This is a genomic window from Flavobacterium ajazii (assembly GCF_010614725.1).
Taxonomy (GTDB): domain Bacteria; phylum Bacteroidota; class Bacteroidia; order Flavobacteriales; family Flavobacteriaceae; genus Flavobacterium; species Flavobacterium ajazii.
This window is the reverse complement of record NZ_JAAEHL010000006.1, coordinates 115,031-131,607: the sequence shown is the minus strand read 5'-3', so window position 1 is coordinate 131,607 and position 16,577 is coordinate 115,031. Positions and strand designations below refer to the sequence as shown.

Here is a 16,577-nt window from a genome sequence, read left to right as displayed (position 1 = left end):
CAACTAAACCAATGAAAGTTGTTTCACTTTAATCACTAACTAACTCAATCTAATTATCTGAAAAAACTTTTTTCCAGTCTTTTTTCATGTCCACAACGTGCCATTTATTTTTTGCTGCCGCATTTAATGAAGCATTATCTTTTTCCTGATAACTGTATTCCCTAATCGAATCATTATGGTTGACCAGTAATTGAAAGGATGTATATTTATTTCCCTGAGAATATTGCAGCATGGCAATATCTCCGGCACCGCCTTCATTCCCACATGCAAAAACCGGGCGTTGCCCAATATGTAGTTGTATACCCACGGGTTTAGCTTCTTTGTCGTTAAAAAGATCCATAGCAGGTTCTCTCATCACTACATTTTTATCCGAATCATATTTATATTTAAAAGAAGTACCCACTATTTGTTCTTTTGGAATGCCGTAAAAATCTTCAGAGATTCCTCTAACAACCTCGATGGTACCTCCTGTGACAATGAATGTCTTAAAACCATTGGCACGCAAATAATTCAATAATTCTAATTGAGGCTGATAACGTATTTGTTTTACAGGAATATTTTTCCCCGGAATTTGTGCGTCTTTAAAAAAATCCTGAACGGATTTTTCAAATTCATCTTCAGACATTCCGGTATGAGTTGCGGATACCAATTCGATGAGTGCTTTATCGCCTCCTTTTTCAAAATAACTTTTGTCTTTTTCGATTACAGCTTTAAAAGGCTGTTTTTGTGCCAAAGCAGGGTTGGCTTCTACCATTTTTTTAACCCGATAAAAAGCAAATAATTCCTGAACTAAAGGTTTTTCAGCCCAAAGCGTTCCATCATTATCAAAAGTCGCGATTCTGTTTTCTAATGGAATAAAATCAGGACTCCCTTCTTTGGTTACTTTTTCAACATAAGCAATAATATCATTTTTTAAAGTGCCCTCATTCCAGCTTGGCAATGGGTCGCCGTTTACTTCAGTTTCTGTCTGATTATTTTCTGTTGTTGGAGAAGTTAAGCCGTCTGATTTTTTACAGGAAAAGAGGAGCAAAACGACTAGAGCTAAAAAATATATTTTTTTTCTCATGATGTTTTCATTTTAGTAAAGAGATTCAGGTTTATGAATTTGAATCTCTTTAGTATTATTTATTTTTTCTTTTTCGATACTGCTTCATCTTCTTTTAACTTAGGAAGTACATTTTTTTCTATATACTGTTGTGCTTTAACATCTTTCATAGCCTCTTCCATAATAGTATAAGCAGAGAAGCTCGGCGGAATTGATCTTGGTGGATATTGTTTAAATGTTTCAGCAAATACACCTACATCATATATAGCTCCATACACCATCTGAACATGATTCATAACCCAGTCCCAGTATGTGTTCGAAGTGAAATCAGCTCTTTCATATGGGTCTTGATAGAGATTAAATATTTTTTGCAGACGAAGTTTTGTGAACGGCTCTGCCCAAACACCCATGGTACCGGCAAGACGTTGTTCTGCAAAAACATATTTATAATCACCTTCTCTTAAACCAACCAAAAGACCATCATCATCAGTGTAAAAGAATTTATCTCTGGCACTTTTTTGTGTTTTGCCACGCAAAAAATCACTTTGATCAAAACCATCTAAATGAACTTTGTAAGTAATTCCATTTGCTTTGTACCCTGTTAAAGCTTTTTTTACCAAATCTGGCTCTCCTGCAATTGAAGCAAGAGTTGGCATCCAGTCGTTGTGACTCATTAATTCAGTCGTTACAGTTCCCGGTTTAATAACTCCGGGCCATCTTACAACACATGGAACTCTAAATGCACCTTCCCAGTTTGTATTTTTCTCTGAACGATATGGTGTCATTGCAGCATCTGGCCACGTATTCATATGAGGTCCGTTATCTGTGGAATAAATAACAAGAGTATTGTCAGCAATTCCTAAATCGTCTAATGCTTTTAAGATGCTTCCAATAGTTTCGTCATGTTCAATCATACCATCAATATATTCGCTGTCTCCATGCGTATATCTGCCTCTATGTTCTTTTCTCACGTGCGTACGAAGGTGCATACGAGTAGCATTAAACCAACAGAAAAAAGGTTTTCCGGCGGCAGTTTGCCTTTTAATATAATCAATGGCTGCAGCAGAAGTTTCATCATCTACAGTTTCCATTCTTTTTTTGGTAAGTGCTCCGGTATCTTCAATTTTTTGTTTTCCCACTCTTCCAAAGCGAGGATCAGTGGTTGAATCATCTGTATTTGTTGCGGTACATTTTAAAACACCTCTTGGACCAAATTTTTTCAGGTATTCAGGATCTTTTGGGTAATCAGGTAATTCCGGTTCTTCTTCTGCATTTAAATGGTACAGGTTTCCGAAGAATTCATCAAAACCATTTACGGTTGGTAAATTTTCATTACGGTCTCCAACGTGGTTTTTACCAAATTGCCCTGTTGCATATCCCAATTGTTTCATTATTCCACCGATAGAAGGGTCTAACTGACTCATTCCCATTGGGGCACCAGGATAACCTACTTTTGTCAAACCTGTTCTAAGGCCATGCTGTCCTGTTAAAAATGCTGCCCGTCCCGCAGTGCAGCTCTGTTCTCCATAATAATGAAGAAATCGTAGTCCTTCGTTGGCTAAACGATCAATGTTGGGAGTGGTATAACCCATGACTCCGTCACTATAGGCACTAATATTTGTAGTTCCAATATCATCACCCCAAAGTACTAAGATATTGGGCTGCTTTTTATTTTGAGAATTCAACTCATTAGTTGTTAAGCACATTAATGCAAATAATAGCATTGCATTTCTAAATCCATTTTGAAGTTTACTTTTTTTCATGGTAATAAAATTTGTTAATGATTTTTTCATGCGCCATCATTAAGATTTGAAAAAACCGGATTAATTTTTTATTGAAAAGTGATTAAAAGCTATGATTCCTTTTTTAGAAATTTTGAAGAGGAATTTTCTTAATTTTTAATTAAGATTCTCAAAATTAGCCAATTAATAATCTAAACTGTAGCGTTTTTAAGGATTAGCTTGTTTCATTTTATAAAATGGAACATAAAAAAACAACTTTATGTTAAAATTTTGAAAATCAAAAGGATATGATTTATTATAAGTTTGTCTTTTGTTTATTTTTCTGAACAAAAGGTTTTTAGTACAGAATGATAAATTTTGAATCAAATATTGTATTTGGAAATAAGAAAAAATAACTTTACACATAAATATTTAGAGAAACCATAAAATGCTTCATAAAAATAAAATCCCTGCTTTAAAAGTAATCGCATTTGATGCCGATGATACTTTGTTTGTTAATGAACCGTATTTTCAGGAAACTGAACATAAATTTTGCGCCCTGATGGAAGACTATCTTTCACATCAGGGAATTTCTCAGGAATTGTTTAAAGTCGAAATTGCAAATTTGCCTTTGTACGGTTATGGAATTAAAGGATACATTTTATCGATGATTGAAGCCGCAATGAATATTTCTAACAACACTATTCCGGTTGAAGTCATTGAAAAAATAATTCAATACGGAAAAGAATTACTCGAAAAACCAATTGAACTTCTGGATGGAATCGAGGAAACATTACAGGCTTTGCATGGAAAGTACAAACTGGTTGTAGCTACAAAAGGCGATCTAAAAGACCAGCACAGCAAATTACACCGTTCCGGTTTGGGACATTATTTTCATCATATCGAAGTCATGTCGGACAAACAGGAAATTGACTATCAAAAATTGTTAGGACGTCTGGATATTCAGGCGCATGAATTTTTGATGATTGGAAATTCGTTAAAATCAGATGTGCTTCCGGTTTTAGGAATTGGCGGTTATGCTGTTCACATTCCGTTTCATACGACCTGGGAACATGAAAAAATTAATCATAAAGTAGAACATGAGCATTTTAGTTCATTCGAAACTATTGCAGAAGTTGTTCCTAATTTACTATAATGAAAACCCTTTTAGACTTAGAAAACTGGAATAGGAAAGAGCATTTTGAACATTTCAGCAAAATGGAAGAACCTTTTTTTGGCGCTACCGTAGAAATTGATTGTACAAAAGGGTATCAAACTGCTAAAAATCTAAAGACTTCTTTTTTTATCTTTTACCTGCATAAAACTTTGGTAGCGGTAAATTCGATTGAGAATTTTAAATACCGGATTTCAGAAGACAAAATTTACATCAATGATCATATAGATGCATCGGCAACCATTGGTCGTGAGGACGGAACTTTCGGATTTTCGTTAATTGAATATAACGCTGATTTTGGTGTTTTTGAAAAAAATGCTTTAGCAGAAATTGAACGGATTCAGAAAACATCAGGACTTTTTACCAGGTCGTTTGATGAGGATAACCTGATTCATTTTTCGGCGATTCCGTGGATAAATTTTACTTCGCTTTCGCATGCGCGCAGCTACACTTATCCGGACAGCTGTCCTAAAATTTCTTTTGGGAAAATGATGACTTCTGAAACAGGAAAGAGAACTATTGCAATGTCGGTTCACGTACATCATGGTTTGATGGACGGTTTACATTTAGGGAAATTTATTGATCTTTTTCAGGAATTAATGGATCATAAGGAGAAATAAATGGAACAGTATTTGAGCGTAAATTCATATGAAAAAATTACTACTGCTTTTGTGTACCTTTTATAATACGGTCTTACTAAGTCAGACGGTATTAAATTCCTTGCCTTTACATTTAAATAATCTGGAAAAAACCCAAATTTTAAATGTCGAAGATGAAAAAACGAATGATATTTATGTTTTTGCCTGGGACAATAAGAACATAAACATTTTAAAATACAATAAATCTTTATTTCTGACCAATCAATTTACAGATTCTATAAAATATGAAATGAATCGAAATCTGGTTGGCTGCCACATTAGTCAGGAAAATAAACCAACTCTCTATTGGATTTCTCGAAACTACAGAAACATCCTAAATAAAACTTATGATCTGGATACTAAGACTTCAAAATCCTTAAATTTTGATTTCCCGGGAAATCACGATTATATTATAAGTTATTTTCAACAAAATAATGCTTTTTATATTCTGGGTAAAGAAAAAGACTTTGAACATCTTATGCTTTACAAATTTGAAGAAGGAAAGTGTGAAATTAAAATGCTTGATTTTTCTACTTTTATTTTTAAAAATCAGGATAATGTAAACATCTCTTTTAATGCGCTTATTAAATACTTTCCAATTCAAAAAATGGAATCAGGTATTCTTAATCCTATAGATTTAGTATCAAAAAAAAGTAAACTATATGTGATTGATGATCAAATTGTTTTGACATTTGATGGTGATTTAATAAAGACACAGATTTTTACTATTAACCTGAATACTGGCGATATTGAGGAAAAAACTTTTAAACTGCCAGTTGCTAAAGAAACATTTAGAAGGGCAAATTCCTTTTACATTGAAAAGAAACTATTTCAAATGGTCGCAAATGAAGAGGAATTTTTGTTTGAGGTAAAAGATTTTGATTCTGGAAATACCCTTAAGAATTATTCTTTCTCAAAAAACGATACAATTCCTTTTAAAAACTCTCCCTTCCTTATTCAAATTAATAACGGAAAAACCAATCAATTAAAAAACACTGCAAAATTCCTTAAAAATTTGGATGGATTACCTGCAGGTATTTCAGTTATTAAAAATAAGAAAAACAGTTTTATTACTTTTAGCGGTTTTGGCGAATATTTAGAGTATTATTATTCTGATTATTACTTTGACTCTCCCGATGGTTTTGGAGAACGTGTTACATATTCATCACATAAAATGGTTTATTTTGATGCTATGCTAAATGAAAATCTGGATTTCATAAAAGACAAATATGCGGAACCATTAGCAATAGATAACTTGTTTTATTTTTTAAATACAAATAAAAAAGTTTCATTATTTGATGCACTAAAATTAAAAGATTATTACATTTTAAGTTATTATGACAGTGTTTCCAAACAATTTATCATGCGTAAATTCACAGATGGATTCAATTATGAAGAAAGAAACCCAATTATAAATAAGTCTATCCTTTCGCAACCGGCTTCTTTTGGGAAAATTAAATCCTACTGAATTTATTCAAATGCCTAATGTTTTAGTTATTTCTAAAAAGTAGAATGAATTATTTTCGTTAATTTTACAAAAAAGACACACATTATGCTATCAAAAAATATTGAAACGGCTCTAAACAAGCAAATTCGCATAGAAGCAGAATCTTCGCAAACCTATCTTTCTATGGCTTGTTGGGCTGAAGTACACGGATTAGAAGGAATTTCTCAATTTATGTACACACAGTCAGACGAAGAACGTGCACACATGCTTAAATTGGTAAAGTATGTAAACGAACGAGGTGGACACGCTCAGATTACAGATTTAAAAGCGCCAAGAATAACATATTCTACTTTTAAAGAAATGTTTGAGGAACTTTACAATCATGAACTTTTTGTTTCGAAATCGATCAACGAACTGGTTCATATTACTTTTGAAGAGAAAGATTATGCAACACATAATTTCTTACAATGGTACGTTTCTGAACAAATTGAAGAAGAAGCTACAGCTAAATCTATTCTGGATAAAATTAACCTGATAGGCGAAGACAAAGGCGGACTTTACCTGTTCGATCGTGATATCCAACAAATTGCAGTTACCAGTTCCATTGCTATTAATCCAAAGTAAAAAAGTTAAAGTTTATTTAGAATATATAAAAATAATATTTTCTGTTTATATTTGTCTCTGTTTTTAATACAGAGGAAAATTGAGCAAGAAAGAAAAAGACAAGGACAAGAAAAAGGATAAAAAGAAAAAGAAAAACAAAGATATCCTTGATAAAATTAAGAAGATTGAAAACTGTAAATCTTCTTGCTGTGAGAAATACAAAAAAAGTGAAAAGAAACGCTGCTCACGTTGTCCTATGTTCGATTTATTCAAAAAGACTGCTTAACTTATATATACAAAACCCACCAGATTTTTCCGGTGGGTTTTTTAGTTTTAAATTGCGGTCAACGTCAGATTTTTAAAAGACTCAAATTTATATGGAAAACCAAATCATAATTCCCCAATCTGCTCTTAATTTTTTGCTTCTGCTTAAAGAAAACAATAACAAACTCTGGTTCGAAGCGCATAAACAGGAATATTTAACCGAATTAAATCATATTGAAACTTTTGCAGAGGCTTTGCTTCACGAACTTTCTAAAACAGATGTTCTGGAAACTAAATCAGGTAAAAAAAGTGTGTACAGAATTTACCGCGATATTCGTTTTTCTAAAGATAAAACGCCTTTTAAAACCTTTTGGGGAGGAAGTTATACACGAGCAACAGCGGCAAGACGAGGCGGTTATTATTTTCATCTTGAAAAAGGAAACAGTTTTTTTGCAGGCGGTTTTTGGGGACCCAATGCTGCAGATTTAAAACGCATTCGAAGCGAATTTGATCATGATCCAGAATCATTTCAAAAAATACTGAATTCAAAAGCTTTTAAAAATACTTTTGGAGCGTTGCAGGGTGAACAGCTCAAAACAGCACCAAAAGGTTTTGATATCAACCATAAGGCTATTGATTTATTGCGTTTTAAACAGTTTTTGATTATTAAACGTTTTTCGGATGATGAAGTTTTGAGTCCGCACTTTTTAGAACAGTCTTTGGAAACCATGCAGAATATGAGGCCCTTTTTTGATTACATGAGCGAAATACTGACGACTGATATCAATGGCGCTTCGATATTATAATTTTATATCTAGTCGGTTGAAATTTAAAGAGGTGTCAGGCTCAGCGAGGTCGAAGCCCCTTGTCTAATTGATCATGTTTGATGAAAAATAAAAACCCGACAGGCTGTAAAACCTGTCGGGGTTAACCAACAAATCGAATCTTATTTGCTAAGCAATAAAATTTCGTTTACCACAACCTCTGTAACATAACGTTTCTCTCCGTTTTTATCGTCGTAACTTCTATGTGTTAGTTTTCCTTCAACGGCAACTTCTTTTCCTTTTGCAACATATTTTTCGATAATTTCGGCTGTTTTGCCCCAGGCTGTAACACGATGCCATTCGGTTTGCTCTACTTTTTCTCCTTTATCATTGGTGTATTTCTCGTTGGTTGCAATACTTAAATGCGCTAATTTTCTTCCGCTGTCTAATGTTTTGATTTCAGGATCATTACCTACGTTACCGATTAATTGTACTTTGTTTTTCATGGCGTATACTATTTTTAAGGTTTATATAAAATTGAACTCGTCCGTCAAATTCAACAGTGCAAAGATGTGACGGGTTTCAAAAATTAGTCGGTAATGAACTGTTTACTTTCGGTTGTAACTGTTTGTAACCGTTTGTAAATGGAAATATTTTACTATATTTGAGAGAAATACACCACATGCAGACTCAAATTAACAAGGTAGAATTACGGAATTTAGAATTTGACGACTATAAACAGTTAAAGAATTCAATGGTGGAATCTTATCCTGAAATGGCAAACTCGTATTGGGAAGCTGATGAAATTGAAATACTGCTCTCTATATTTCCTGAAGGCCAGTTAGTTATTCTCGTGGACGGCAAGGTAGTAGGATCTGCATTGTCCCTTATTGTAGATGAAAAACTTGTCGATAAAAGGCACAATTATAAACAAATTATTGGCAATTATACCTTTTCGACGCACAATCCTGACGGGGAAATTTTATACGGAATTGACGTTTTTATTCATCCTAATTATCGCGGACTGCGTTTAGGAAGACGTTTGTACGATGCCCGAAAAGAATTATGCGAACAACTGAATCTGAAAGCAATTGTTTTTGCAGGCAGGATTCCGAATTATGCACAGCATTCTAAAAAACTGACTCCGAGAAATTATATTGATAAGGTAAAACACAAAGAATTATACGACCCTGTACTTTCTTTTCAACTGAGTAATGATTTTCATGTTTTGCGAATTATTAAAAACTATCTGGAAGGCGATGAAGAATCTAAGGAATTTGCAGTTCTTCTGGAATGGAACAATGTCTATTATGACGAAAGTCCGAAACTGATTAATCTCGAAAAAAGTGTTATTCGCCTCGGACTTGTGCAATGGCAGATGCGTCAGCTGAATAATCTTGAAGAATTTTTTGAGCAGGCCGAATTTTTTATAGATGTGGTTTCCGGTTACGGAAGTGATTTTGCACTCTTTCCGGAGCTTTTTATTGCACCTTTGATGGCGGATTACAATCATTTATCCGAAGCCGAAGCTATTCGGGAGCTCGCTCGCTATACGGTTCCTATCAGGAAACGTTTTCAGGAGTTTGCCATTTCATACAATATCAATATTATTACCGGAAGTATGCCTTATTTGGAAAACGGTAATTTATATAATGTTGGTTTTTTATGTAAAAGAGACGGAACCTCTGAAATGTATACCAAAATTCATATCACGCCAAACGAAGTAGTACACTGGGGAATGAAAGGCGGTTCCGAATTTAAAACTTTTGATACCGATTGCGGTAAAATTGGAATCCTGATTTGCTATGATGTAGAATTCCCGGAGCTCCCAAGGTTACTGGCAGATGAAGGAATGAATATTCTGTTTGTACCATTTTTGACCGATACACAAAATGGATATACCCGTGTTAAACACTGCTCGCAGGCACGTGCGATAGAAAATGAATGTTATGTTGCCATTGCAGGCTGTGTAGGGAATCTTCCAAAAGTAAATAATATGGATATTCAATATGCACAAGCTGCTGTTTTCACGCCTTCGGATTTTGCTTTCCCAAGCAACGGTATCAAAGCCGAAGCCACACCAAACACTGAAATGACATTAATTGTTGATGTTGATTTGAATTTACTGAAAGAACTGCATGAGCATGGAAGTGTACATACCTTAAAAGACAGAAGAACAGATTTATACGAAATAAAGAAAATTGATTCATGAAAACATGCCTCGAATGCTCCGAAAAAATTGTAGGCCGGGAAGATAAAAAGTTTTGCTCTGACAGCTGTCGCAATGCCTACAACAATAAAATAAATAAAGACAGTACAAATTTTATGCGCAATGTAAACAACAAGCTGCGTAAAAATTACCGTATTTTGTCTGAATTAAATTCGGAAGGAAAATCAAAAGCAACACGTGATAAAATGCTCAATAAAGGTTTTGATTTTGAATTTTTTACCAATATTTTGCAGACCAAAACAGGCAATACCTACTATTTCCTGTACGATCAGGGATATCGGTCTTTGGACAATGATTATTTTATGCTCGTAAAAAAAGAAATTTAGTAAATACCACATTATGAAAAAAAAACCTACTTCAATTCTGGCTTTTTTAGGAGTCTTAGGAATTCTGGCCATCATATTTGCCTCGATGATGCCCCAGTACATTTCTAAAGATGAAGAAGCTCTTGCCGAATTTTCAACAGAACGGGCACTCAGCCAGGTTCAGATTATAGCCCAAAAGCCTCATTTTGTTGGCTCAACCAATCATGAGTTAGTTGCGAATTATCTTAAACTTGAACTAAACAGAATTGGTCTTGAAACTTCGGTTCAGGAAGGATTTACCCTGAATGATAAAGGCCTTTTGGTAAAATCCAAAAATATTCTGGCTCGTATAAAAGGAACTGATAATTCGAAAGCCCTGTTATTACTTTCACATTATGATAGTGCACCGCATTCCTTTTCTAAAGGAGCCAGCGATGATGCTTCGGGAGTGGCAACGATTCTTGAAGGTGTAAGAGCCTTTTTATATGCTAACGAAAAGCATAAAAATGATATTATTATTCTTTTTTCTGATGCTGAAGAATTAGGTTTGAATGGTGCTGCACTATTTGTGAATCAGCATCCGTGGGCAAAAGATGTCGGACTGGTTTTGAATTTTGAGGCGAGAGGTTCCTCAGGTCCAAGTTATATGCTGATGGAAACTAACAAAGGAAATCAGACGCTTGTAAAGGAGTTTTCGAATGCAAAAACAAAATATCCGGTTTCGAACTCGCTGATGTACAGTATTTACAAAATGTTGCCAAATGATACTGATTTAACGGTTTTCAGAGAACAGGGAAATATTCAGGGTTTCAATTTTGCTTTTATCGACGGGCATTACAACTACCACACCCAGCAAGACGATTTTCAGCATTTAAACAAAACAACACTGGCGCATCAGGGTTCCTATTTGATGCCGCTTTTAAAATACTTTTCTAATATTGATTTAAACTCTACTCACACCACAGAAGACAATGTTTATTTTAGTGTTCCGTTCGGATTTTTTATAAATTATCCTTTTTCATGGGTTTTTCCAATGAGCATCATTGCTTTAGGATTATTGGTTTTCTTTATTTTCGTTGGAAAAGTAAAACATCTTATTTCTTTTAGGGAAATTTTTAAAGGATTTGTTCCTCTATTGGGATCTATGATAATTGCTGGTCTGGTAACTTTTTTAGGATGGAAAATTGTGCTCCAGATTTATCCGCAATATTCGGATTTACTAAATGGATTCACCTACAATGGTCATGCCTACATTGGGGCTTTTGTAACACTTAGTATTGCAATCTGTTTTGCTTTCTATCATCATTTTTCGGAAGAAAAAATTACGATGAACCATTTCATAGCGCCATTATTATTATGGATAATCATCAATATTATTTTAGCGAATCAATTAACAGGAGCGGGCTTCCTGATTATCCCGGTTTACTTTGGAGTTATTTTATTGGGGATTTTTGTTTTTACACATCATTATAATGTTGGACTAAATTTATTGTTTAGTATTCCTGCTCTGGCAATTGTAGCTCCGTTTATTATTATGTTTCCTATTGGTTTAGGTTTAAAAATACTTTTTGGAAGTGCCATACTTACCGTTTTACTTTTCGGATTGCTGCTTCCTGTATTTGGTTCATTTGTAAAAAAAGGGGTTTGGACAATGCTTTTCTTTGCCATATCAATCAGCTTTTTTATCTACGCTGGCTACCATTCGGATTATAAACCAGGAAAAGCAAAATCAAACAGTTTATTGTACGTTTACAATGCCGATACCAATTCTGCTGTCTGGGCAACTTATGATACTAATCTTGATGACTGGACGAGAAGCTACCTGGGTAATATGAATCAGAAAGCCGTAGGCTTAAACGGTTTGCCAATAGCAAGCAAATACAATTCAAATTTTACATATAGTGCCATTGCACCTAAAATTGAAGTTCCAAAACCAACCATTTCCTTTGTAAGAGATAGTGTTATTGGAAGTAAAAGATATCTGAAAATAAAAATCACGCCAAACCGTAAAGTAAATCGTTACGATATCTATGCAAATCCAAAAATGACGTTTTATAACTTTAAAGCCAATGGTGTTTCGGCTTCTGGGCAAAAAGGAAATCGTTTAGACAGACAGGACAGTAAAGTTTTGTGCTATTATGTTGTGGGTAACGAACCTCTTGTAATGGAATTCATTATTAATAAATCGACTGTTTTTGATATGGATTTGATTGAAAGTTCTTTCGATTTAATGACCAATCCGTTGTTTAACATCAAACCAAGAAGTAACTGGATGATGCCAACTCCTTTTGTTTTGAATGATGCCGTTCTGATTCAGCAAAAAATTAAAAGATATACAGCTCCGGTAAAACCTATAGAAGCTGTTCCTGTAACTGATAGTACAACAGTTAAAATAGACAGTCTTACTCCTGTAATGAAAATTAAAAAAGAAGTCATAAATCAATAATCATTTAAGTCGTATTTAATGAAAAAAGCATTTTGGGTTTTTGTAATTTCTGTAAGTTTCCACAACGTATTTTCTCAGACGATTGAAGAAAAAATAGCGAAACAGACATGTGATTGTTTAAACAAAAAAACTGAAATAACCGAAGAAATATACACAAGCTGTATAAGCGAATCCATGACTGAGGTTGTTATGACTGATAAAGATGTAAAGGTTAGGGAATCCATGAATACAGTTGAAGGAATTCAGGATCTTTTTAAAAAAACAGCTGAGGTTTTAAACAAAACCTGTGATAAAATTATTGCCAAACCAAAAGCAGTAATAAGTAAGTCAAGCCCTTTTTACAGTGATTCAAAAAATGAACAGGCGCAAAACTCTTATATTATTGCTAAAGACTTTATGTACGACAAAAAATATGACCTTGCGATTGAAGGTTTCCAAATGGCTCTAAAGAAAGATCCAAAATTTGTTTTGGCGCTGGATGACATTGCCATGTGTTACAGACAATTAAAAGATTATGACAATGCAGTTAAATATTATAAAAAATCACTTGAAATTTATCCTGAGGGTGATTTTGCCTTAGTAAACATTGGTGTTGTTTATAGTTTAAAAACAGATTACAAAACAGCTATTACTTATTATGAAAAACTGATAAGGTTTGATCCTAATAATGCAGAAGGTTTTTTTGGCGCAGGGAAAAACTATTTGGCACTCGATGATTCTGAAAAAGCTTTAGATAATATTTTTAAAGCACATCGAATTTATACCGTTGAAAAATCCGATTACATAAAAGATACGGAAAAAATTATTGGTGCTATTTATCAAAAAATGAAAAGTGAAAAGAAAGAAGATTTATTCAAAAAAGTTGCTGAGCAAAACGATATTAAAATTGAATAAATTAAATCATTCAGGAAAATTCAAAAGGCAGACTTATCAAAACAGTCTGCCTTTTTTATATTTAACAGGCACATTCAATCTTCAATCCGTCTTTCACTCCTTTTGTGCCTTCAGTTGCATAACCTCCATTTTTCCACCATTCCAGTCCGCCAATTAGTTCTTTTACCTTAAATCCGAGTCTGGTCATGTTCAAAGCTCCTTTTGTTGAGGCGTTACAGCCAATTCCGGTACAATAAACGACATACAAAACATCTTTATTCAAATACTGTGTGGCTTCTAAATTCATTTCGCGATGTGGAATATTAAGAGCGTTTGGAATATGCTCTTCATCGTAACCAAAAGCGCTGCGGGCATCGATTACAACAATTTTTTCGCCATTGTTCAGGGCTTCAAATAAATCTGACGGATCCATTTCAAATGCCAGCTTATTCTCGTAATGTCTAATTTGTGCTTCCATATTGAATGTTTAAAGTTTTTTGTTTTTTCAAAAATATGATGCTTTACATTCACATAAAAACGAAAAGAATTCATGTTGAGTATTACTTTTTTTCATACAAAAGCCAATCTAAAATTTTGTTACTTTGTGTATTAATCACTGAAAAAATGGAAATACGTCACTTAAAATTGATAAAAGCAATTGTCGAAGAAGGCAGCATTACCAAAGCAATAGATAAACTTCATCTGACACAATCGGCTTTGAGCCATCAGCTCAAGGAAGCCGAATATCAATTGGGAACAGCCATTTTTCTTCGAACCAATAAAAAACTGGTTTTGACCAAAGCGGGTGAAAAAATCTACGATCTCGCTAATGAAATTCTGAACAAATTAACTGAAACCGAAAGTCAGATCAAGCAAATGGTTTTTGGCGAATATGGCGAAATCAGAATCAGTACCGAATGTTTTTCAAGTTATCACTGGCTTCCATCGGTTTTAAAGCAGTTTCATCTTTTGTATCCCAATGTAGAACTTAAAATTGTAATTGAAGCTACCCATATTCCGCTGCAGAAACTTTTAGATAATACCATTGATATCGCCATTATAAGCGACCCAATAAAAGACAATAATATAAAATACACTGAATTATTCCAAGATGAGGTTATGATGGTCGTTTCTGAAAATCATGTCTGGGCGGATAAAAAATATGTTGTTGCAGAAGATTTTATCAATGAGCATCTGATTATCCATTCGTTACCGATGGAAACCGTTACGATTCATCAGTTTCTTTTAGCTCCTGCAAAAGTAAGTCCGAAGAAAATAACGCCAATGCCTTTAACAGAAGCTTCCCTTGAAATGGTAAAGGCCGATATGGGTGTGATGTCGATGGTAAAATGGGCAGTTCAGCCACATTTAAAAACCAGTCCCATCAAAGCGATTAAAGTTGGTAAAAACGGTTTGAAGAGGAAACATTTTATCGCTACACGAGCCAAAGAGAATTATCCGGACTATTTCAATCATTTTATCAACTTTCTGCAAACCGAAATCAATCTGCAATGGAATATTCAATAAGAAACTGTGAAATAGCCGATTTACCCCAATTAGTCGTTTTATGCCAAAAACACGCAGAATTTGAGAAAGCTGAGTATGATCCGAAAGGAAAAGAAGAAGGCTTAAAAAAAGAATTATTTAATGACAATCCTAAATTATTCTGCTTAGTTGTTACTACTGAAACAGAAATTATAGGATATACAACTTATACTTTTTCTTACTCCACCTGGAGTGCCGGCGATTACATTTACATGGATTGTCTGTTTTTGAAAGAAAAGGCCAGAAATTTTGGAATTGGAGAGTTCTTAATCAATGCATTAAAGCAAATCGGAAAAGAGAAAAACTGTGTGAACATGCAATGGCGGACTCCTCAGTTTAACGAAAGAGCTATAAAATTCTACCACAGAATTGGTGCAAAAGGGAAAGACAAAGTTTGTTTTTTTCTGGATTTGTAATAAACAATAATAACTTTGGCTTTTTATTCTCGCAAAGTCGCGAAGACGCTAAGTTTAACATTCTTTGCGCCTCTGCGACTTTGCGAGATTATTACTCAAAACAAACTCAAAAAATGAGACGAATAAGCATATTAGGTTGTGGGTGGCTTGGACTTCCTTTAGCGAAAAGACTAATCGAAAAAGGAAATTCAGTAAACGGATCCACAACTTCAGAAAATAAACTTCCGATTTTAAAAGATGCTGGAATAAATCCATTTTTGGTTGCGCTTGAAAGCGAAAGTGTCTCTGTAAACATCAATGCTTTTTTAGCGGAAAGCGACATCCTGATTATTGACATTCCGCCAAAACTGAGAGCTGTCAATCCGGATTCTGAAAAGAAAGCTTTTGTCGAAAAAATCAAAAACCTAATTCCGTTTATTGAGAATTCCTCAGTTAAAAAAGTGCTTTTTGTGAGTTCAACTTCAGTTTATGGAGATGAAAATGATTTGATTACGGAAGAAATAACTCCAAATCCGGAAACCGAAAGCGGTAAACAATTGCTTCTGGCAGAGGGAATTTTGCAGAAAAATCAAAACTTTGAAACTACAATTCTGCGCTTCGGCGGATTGATTGGTGAAGATCGTCATCCCGTGAAATTTTTGGCAGGAAAAGAAAACCTTGAAAATCCGGATGCTCCCGTAAATCTGATTCATCAAAACGATTGTATCAACATCATTGAAGAAATCATAAACCAATTAAAATGGAATGAGGTTTTCAACGCTGTTGTGCCTTTTCATCCAACAAGAGAGGAGTATTACACGCAAAAAGCAAAAGAGCAAAATCTGATTTTGCCGAAGTTTAGTTCTGAAAAATCGAATATTAAAAAGGTCATTTCAAGCGCGAAAATTGAAACCGTTTTGAATTATCAATTTAAATTGGAAGTTTACTAAAACATATACGTTCATTTAACTTTTCTCAAAATAGTTGTCATCCTGAGCGGAGTAGAAGGCTTATGAAAACAAAAGGCTTCGACTCCGCTCAGCCTGACATTGAATTTTATATTAAGTAAAATACTTAAATTTAAATGAACTTATATAACCTATATTGTTCAAAAAATATTTACGAAC

At 34.1% G+C, this 16,577-nt stretch carries 17 protein-coding genes; 13 read left to right on the top strand and 4 right to left on the bottom strand.

Features of this window, described 5'->3' with window-relative positions; genetic code table 11:
• Positions 1-49: 49 nt before the first annotated feature.
• On the bottom strand, positions 50-1,066 hold the full coding sequence (locus GWR14_RS12495; RefSeq protein ID WP_163409357.1) for an HAD family hydrolase: 1,017 nt from the start codon (positions 1,064-1,066) through the stop codon (positions 50-52).
• 59 nt (positions 1,067-1,125) lie between these two features.
• Positions 1,126-2,808: an arylsulfatase gene (locus GWR14_RS12490; RefSeq protein ID WP_163409356.1), complete on the bottom strand. Its 1,683-nt coding sequence runs from the start codon at positions 2,806-2,808 to the stop codon at positions 1,126-1,128.
• Between the two features lie 406 nt (positions 2,809-3,214).
• On the opposite strand from GWR14_RS12490, the gene GWR14_RS12485 reads away from it, so the two are divergent.
• The 6 genes from GWR14_RS12485 (at position 3,215) to GWR14_RS12460 (ending at position 7,698) form a co-directional block, all read left to right on the top strand.
• Positions 3,215-3,922, top strand: coding sequence for an HAD family hydrolase (locus GWR14_RS12485; protein WP_163409355.1), 708 nt, complete (start codon positions 3,215-3,217; stop codon positions 3,920-3,922).
• Positions 3,922-4,560, top strand: a complete 639-nt coding sequence (locus GWR14_RS12480) for a chloramphenicol acetyltransferase (protein ID WP_163409354.1) — start codon at positions 3,922-3,924, stop codon at positions 4,558-4,560. Before GWR14_RS12485 ends, GWR14_RS12480 begins: the two co-directional genes overlap by 1 nt.
• A gap of 28 nt (positions 4,561-4,588) precedes the next feature.
• Positions 4,589-6,046, top strand: a complete 1,458-nt coding sequence (locus GWR14_RS12475) for a hypothetical protein (protein WP_163409353.1) — start codon at positions 4,589-4,591, stop codon at positions 6,044-6,046.
• Positions 6,047-6,130: 84 nt separating this feature from the next.
• Positions 6,131-6,649, top strand: a complete 519-nt coding sequence (locus tag GWR14_RS12470; protein WP_163409352.1) for a ferritin — start codon at positions 6,131-6,133, stop codon at positions 6,647-6,649.
• A gap of 79 nt (positions 6,650-6,728) precedes the next feature.
• On the top strand, positions 6,729-6,914 hold the full coding sequence (locus tag GWR14_RS12465; protein ID WP_029271150.1) for a hypothetical protein: 186 nt from the start codon (positions 6,729-6,731) through the stop codon (positions 6,912-6,914).
• A 91-nt stretch (positions 6,915-7,005) separates the two neighbouring features.
• Positions 7,006-7,698, top strand: a complete 693-nt coding sequence (locus tag GWR14_RS12460; protein WP_163409351.1) for a DUF2461 domain-containing protein — start codon at positions 7,006-7,008, stop codon at positions 7,696-7,698.
• A gap of 140 nt (positions 7,699-7,838) precedes the next feature.
• On the opposite strand, the gene GWR14_RS12455 is transcribed toward GWR14_RS12460, so the two are convergent.
• The gene (locus GWR14_RS12455; protein WP_163409350.1) at positions 7,839-8,162 is read right to left on the bottom strand and encodes a single-stranded DNA-binding protein; all 324 of its coding nucleotides are present in this window, start codon (positions 8,160-8,162) and stop codon (positions 7,839-7,841) included.
• A 176-nt stretch (positions 8,163-8,338) separates the two neighbouring features.
• Here GWR14_RS12455 and GWR14_RS12450 point away from each other — a divergent pair, with 176 nt between their 5' ends.
• Genes GWR14_RS12450 through GWR14_RS12435 form a run of 4 tightly spaced genes read left to right on the top strand, consistent with a single transcriptional unit; the run spans position 8,339 to position 13,531 of the window.
• Positions 8,339-9,868 carry a bifunctional GNAT family N-acetyltransferase/carbon-nitrogen hydrolase family protein gene (locus tag GWR14_RS12450; RefSeq protein WP_163409349.1) on the top strand — a complete coding sequence of 510 codons (1,530 nt, stop codon included), beginning with the start codon at positions 8,339-8,341 and terminating at the stop codon, positions 9,866-9,868.
• Positions 9,865-10,212: a hypothetical protein gene (locus GWR14_RS12445; protein WP_163409348.1), complete on the top strand. Its 348-nt coding sequence runs from the start codon at positions 9,865-9,867 to the stop codon at positions 10,210-10,212. The genes GWR14_RS12450 and GWR14_RS12445 overlap by 4 nt, the downstream gene beginning before the upstream one ends.
• 13 nt (positions 10,213-10,225) lie before the next feature.
• Positions 10,226-12,637, top strand: coding sequence for a M28 family peptidase (locus tag GWR14_RS12440; RefSeq protein WP_163409347.1), 2,412 nt, complete (start codon positions 10,226-10,228; stop codon positions 12,635-12,637).
• 18 nt (positions 12,638-12,655) lie between these two features.
• Positions 12,656-13,531: a tetratricopeptide repeat protein gene (locus GWR14_RS12435; protein WP_163409346.1), complete on the top strand. Its 876-nt coding sequence runs from the start codon at positions 12,656-12,658 to the stop codon at positions 13,529-13,531.
• A gap of 61 nt (positions 13,532-13,592) precedes the next feature.
• Here GWR14_RS12435 and GWR14_RS12430 read toward each other — a convergent pair whose 3' ends face one another.
• Positions 13,593-13,988: a rhodanese-like domain-containing protein gene (locus GWR14_RS12430; RefSeq protein ID WP_163409345.1), complete on the bottom strand. Its 396-nt coding sequence runs from the start codon at positions 13,986-13,988 to the stop codon at positions 13,593-13,595.
• A 146-nt stretch (positions 13,989-14,134) separates the two neighbouring features.
• Between GWR14_RS12430 and GWR14_RS12425 the strand changes: the two genes are divergently transcribed.
• The 3 genes from GWR14_RS12425 (at position 14,135) to GWR14_RS12415 (ending at position 16,400) form a co-directional block, all read left to right on the top strand.
• Positions 14,135-15,037, top strand: a complete 903-nt coding sequence (locus GWR14_RS12425) for a LysR family transcriptional regulator (RefSeq protein WP_163409344.1) — start codon at positions 14,135-14,137, stop codon at positions 15,035-15,037.
• On the top strand, positions 15,022-15,471 hold the full coding sequence (locus GWR14_RS12420) for a GNAT family N-acetyltransferase (RefSeq protein WP_163409343.1): 450 nt from the start codon (positions 15,022-15,024) through the stop codon (positions 15,469-15,471). Before GWR14_RS12425 ends, GWR14_RS12420 begins: the two co-directional genes overlap by 16 nt.
• A gap of 113 nt (positions 15,472-15,584) precedes the next feature.
• The gene (locus GWR14_RS12415) at positions 15,585-16,400 is read left to right on the top strand and encodes a Rossmann-fold NAD(P)-binding domain-containing protein (RefSeq protein ID WP_163409342.1); all 816 of its coding nucleotides are present in this window, start codon (positions 15,585-15,587) and stop codon (positions 16,398-16,400) included.
• Positions 16,401-16,577 lie beyond the last annotated feature (177 nt).

Excerpts from the sequence above, each read along its gene's own strand:
- GWR14_RS12495 (WP_163409357.1), bottom strand. The coding sequence starts at position 1,066 with ATGAGAAAAAAAATATATTTTTTAGCTCTAGTCGTTTTGCTCCTCTTT.
- GWR14_RS12490 (WP_163409356.1), bottom strand. The coding sequence starts at position 2,808 with ATGAAAAAAAGTAAACTTCAAAATGGATTTAGAAATGCAATGCTATTA.
- GWR14_RS12485 (WP_163409355.1), top strand. The coding sequence starts at position 3,215 with ATGCTTCATAAAAATAAAATCCCTGCTTTAAAAGTAATCGCATTTGAT.
- GWR14_RS12480 (WP_163409354.1), top strand. The coding sequence starts at position 3,922 with ATGAAAACCCTTTTAGACTTAGAAAACTGGAATAGGAAAGAGCATTTT.
- GWR14_RS12475 (WP_163409353.1), top strand. The coding sequence starts at position 4,589 with ATGAAAAAATTACTACTGCTTTTGTGTACCTTTTATAATACGGTCTTA.
- GWR14_RS12470 (WP_163409352.1), top strand. The coding sequence starts at position 6,131 with ATGCTATCAAAAAATATTGAAACGGCTCTAAACAAGCAAATTCGCATA.
- GWR14_RS12460 (WP_163409351.1), top strand. The coding sequence starts at position 7,006 with ATGGAAAACCAAATCATAATTCCCCAATCTGCTCTTAATTTTTTGCTT.
- GWR14_RS12455 (WP_163409350.1), bottom strand. The coding sequence starts at position 8,162 with ATGAAAAACAAAGTACAATTAATCGGTAACGTAGGTAATGATCCTGAA.
- GWR14_RS12450 (WP_163409349.1), top strand. The coding sequence starts at position 8,339 with ATGCAGACTCAAATTAACAAGGTAGAATTACGGAATTTAGAATTTGAC.
- GWR14_RS12445 (WP_163409348.1), top strand. The coding sequence starts at position 9,865 with ATGAAAACATGCCTCGAATGCTCCGAAAAAATTGTAGGCCGGGAAGAT.
- GWR14_RS12440 (WP_163409347.1), top strand. The coding sequence starts at position 10,226 with ATGAAAAAAAAACCTACTTCAATTCTGGCTTTTTTAGGAGTCTTAGGA.
- GWR14_RS12435 (WP_163409346.1), top strand. The coding sequence starts at position 12,656 with ATGAAAAAAGCATTTTGGGTTTTTGTAATTTCTGTAAGTTTCCACAAC.
- GWR14_RS12430 (WP_163409345.1), bottom strand. The coding sequence starts at position 13,988 with ATGGAAGCACAAATTAGACATTACGAGAATAAGCTGGCATTTGAAATG.
- GWR14_RS12425 (WP_163409344.1), top strand. The coding sequence starts at position 14,135 with ATGGAAATACGTCACTTAAAATTGATAAAAGCAATTGTCGAAGAAGGC.
- GWR14_RS12420 (WP_163409343.1), top strand. The coding sequence starts at position 15,022 with ATGGAATATTCAATAAGAAACTGTGAAATAGCCGATTTACCCCAATTA.
- GWR14_RS12415 (WP_163409342.1), top strand. The coding sequence starts at position 15,585 with ATGAGACGAATAAGCATATTAGGTTGTGGGTGGCTTGGACTTCCTTTA.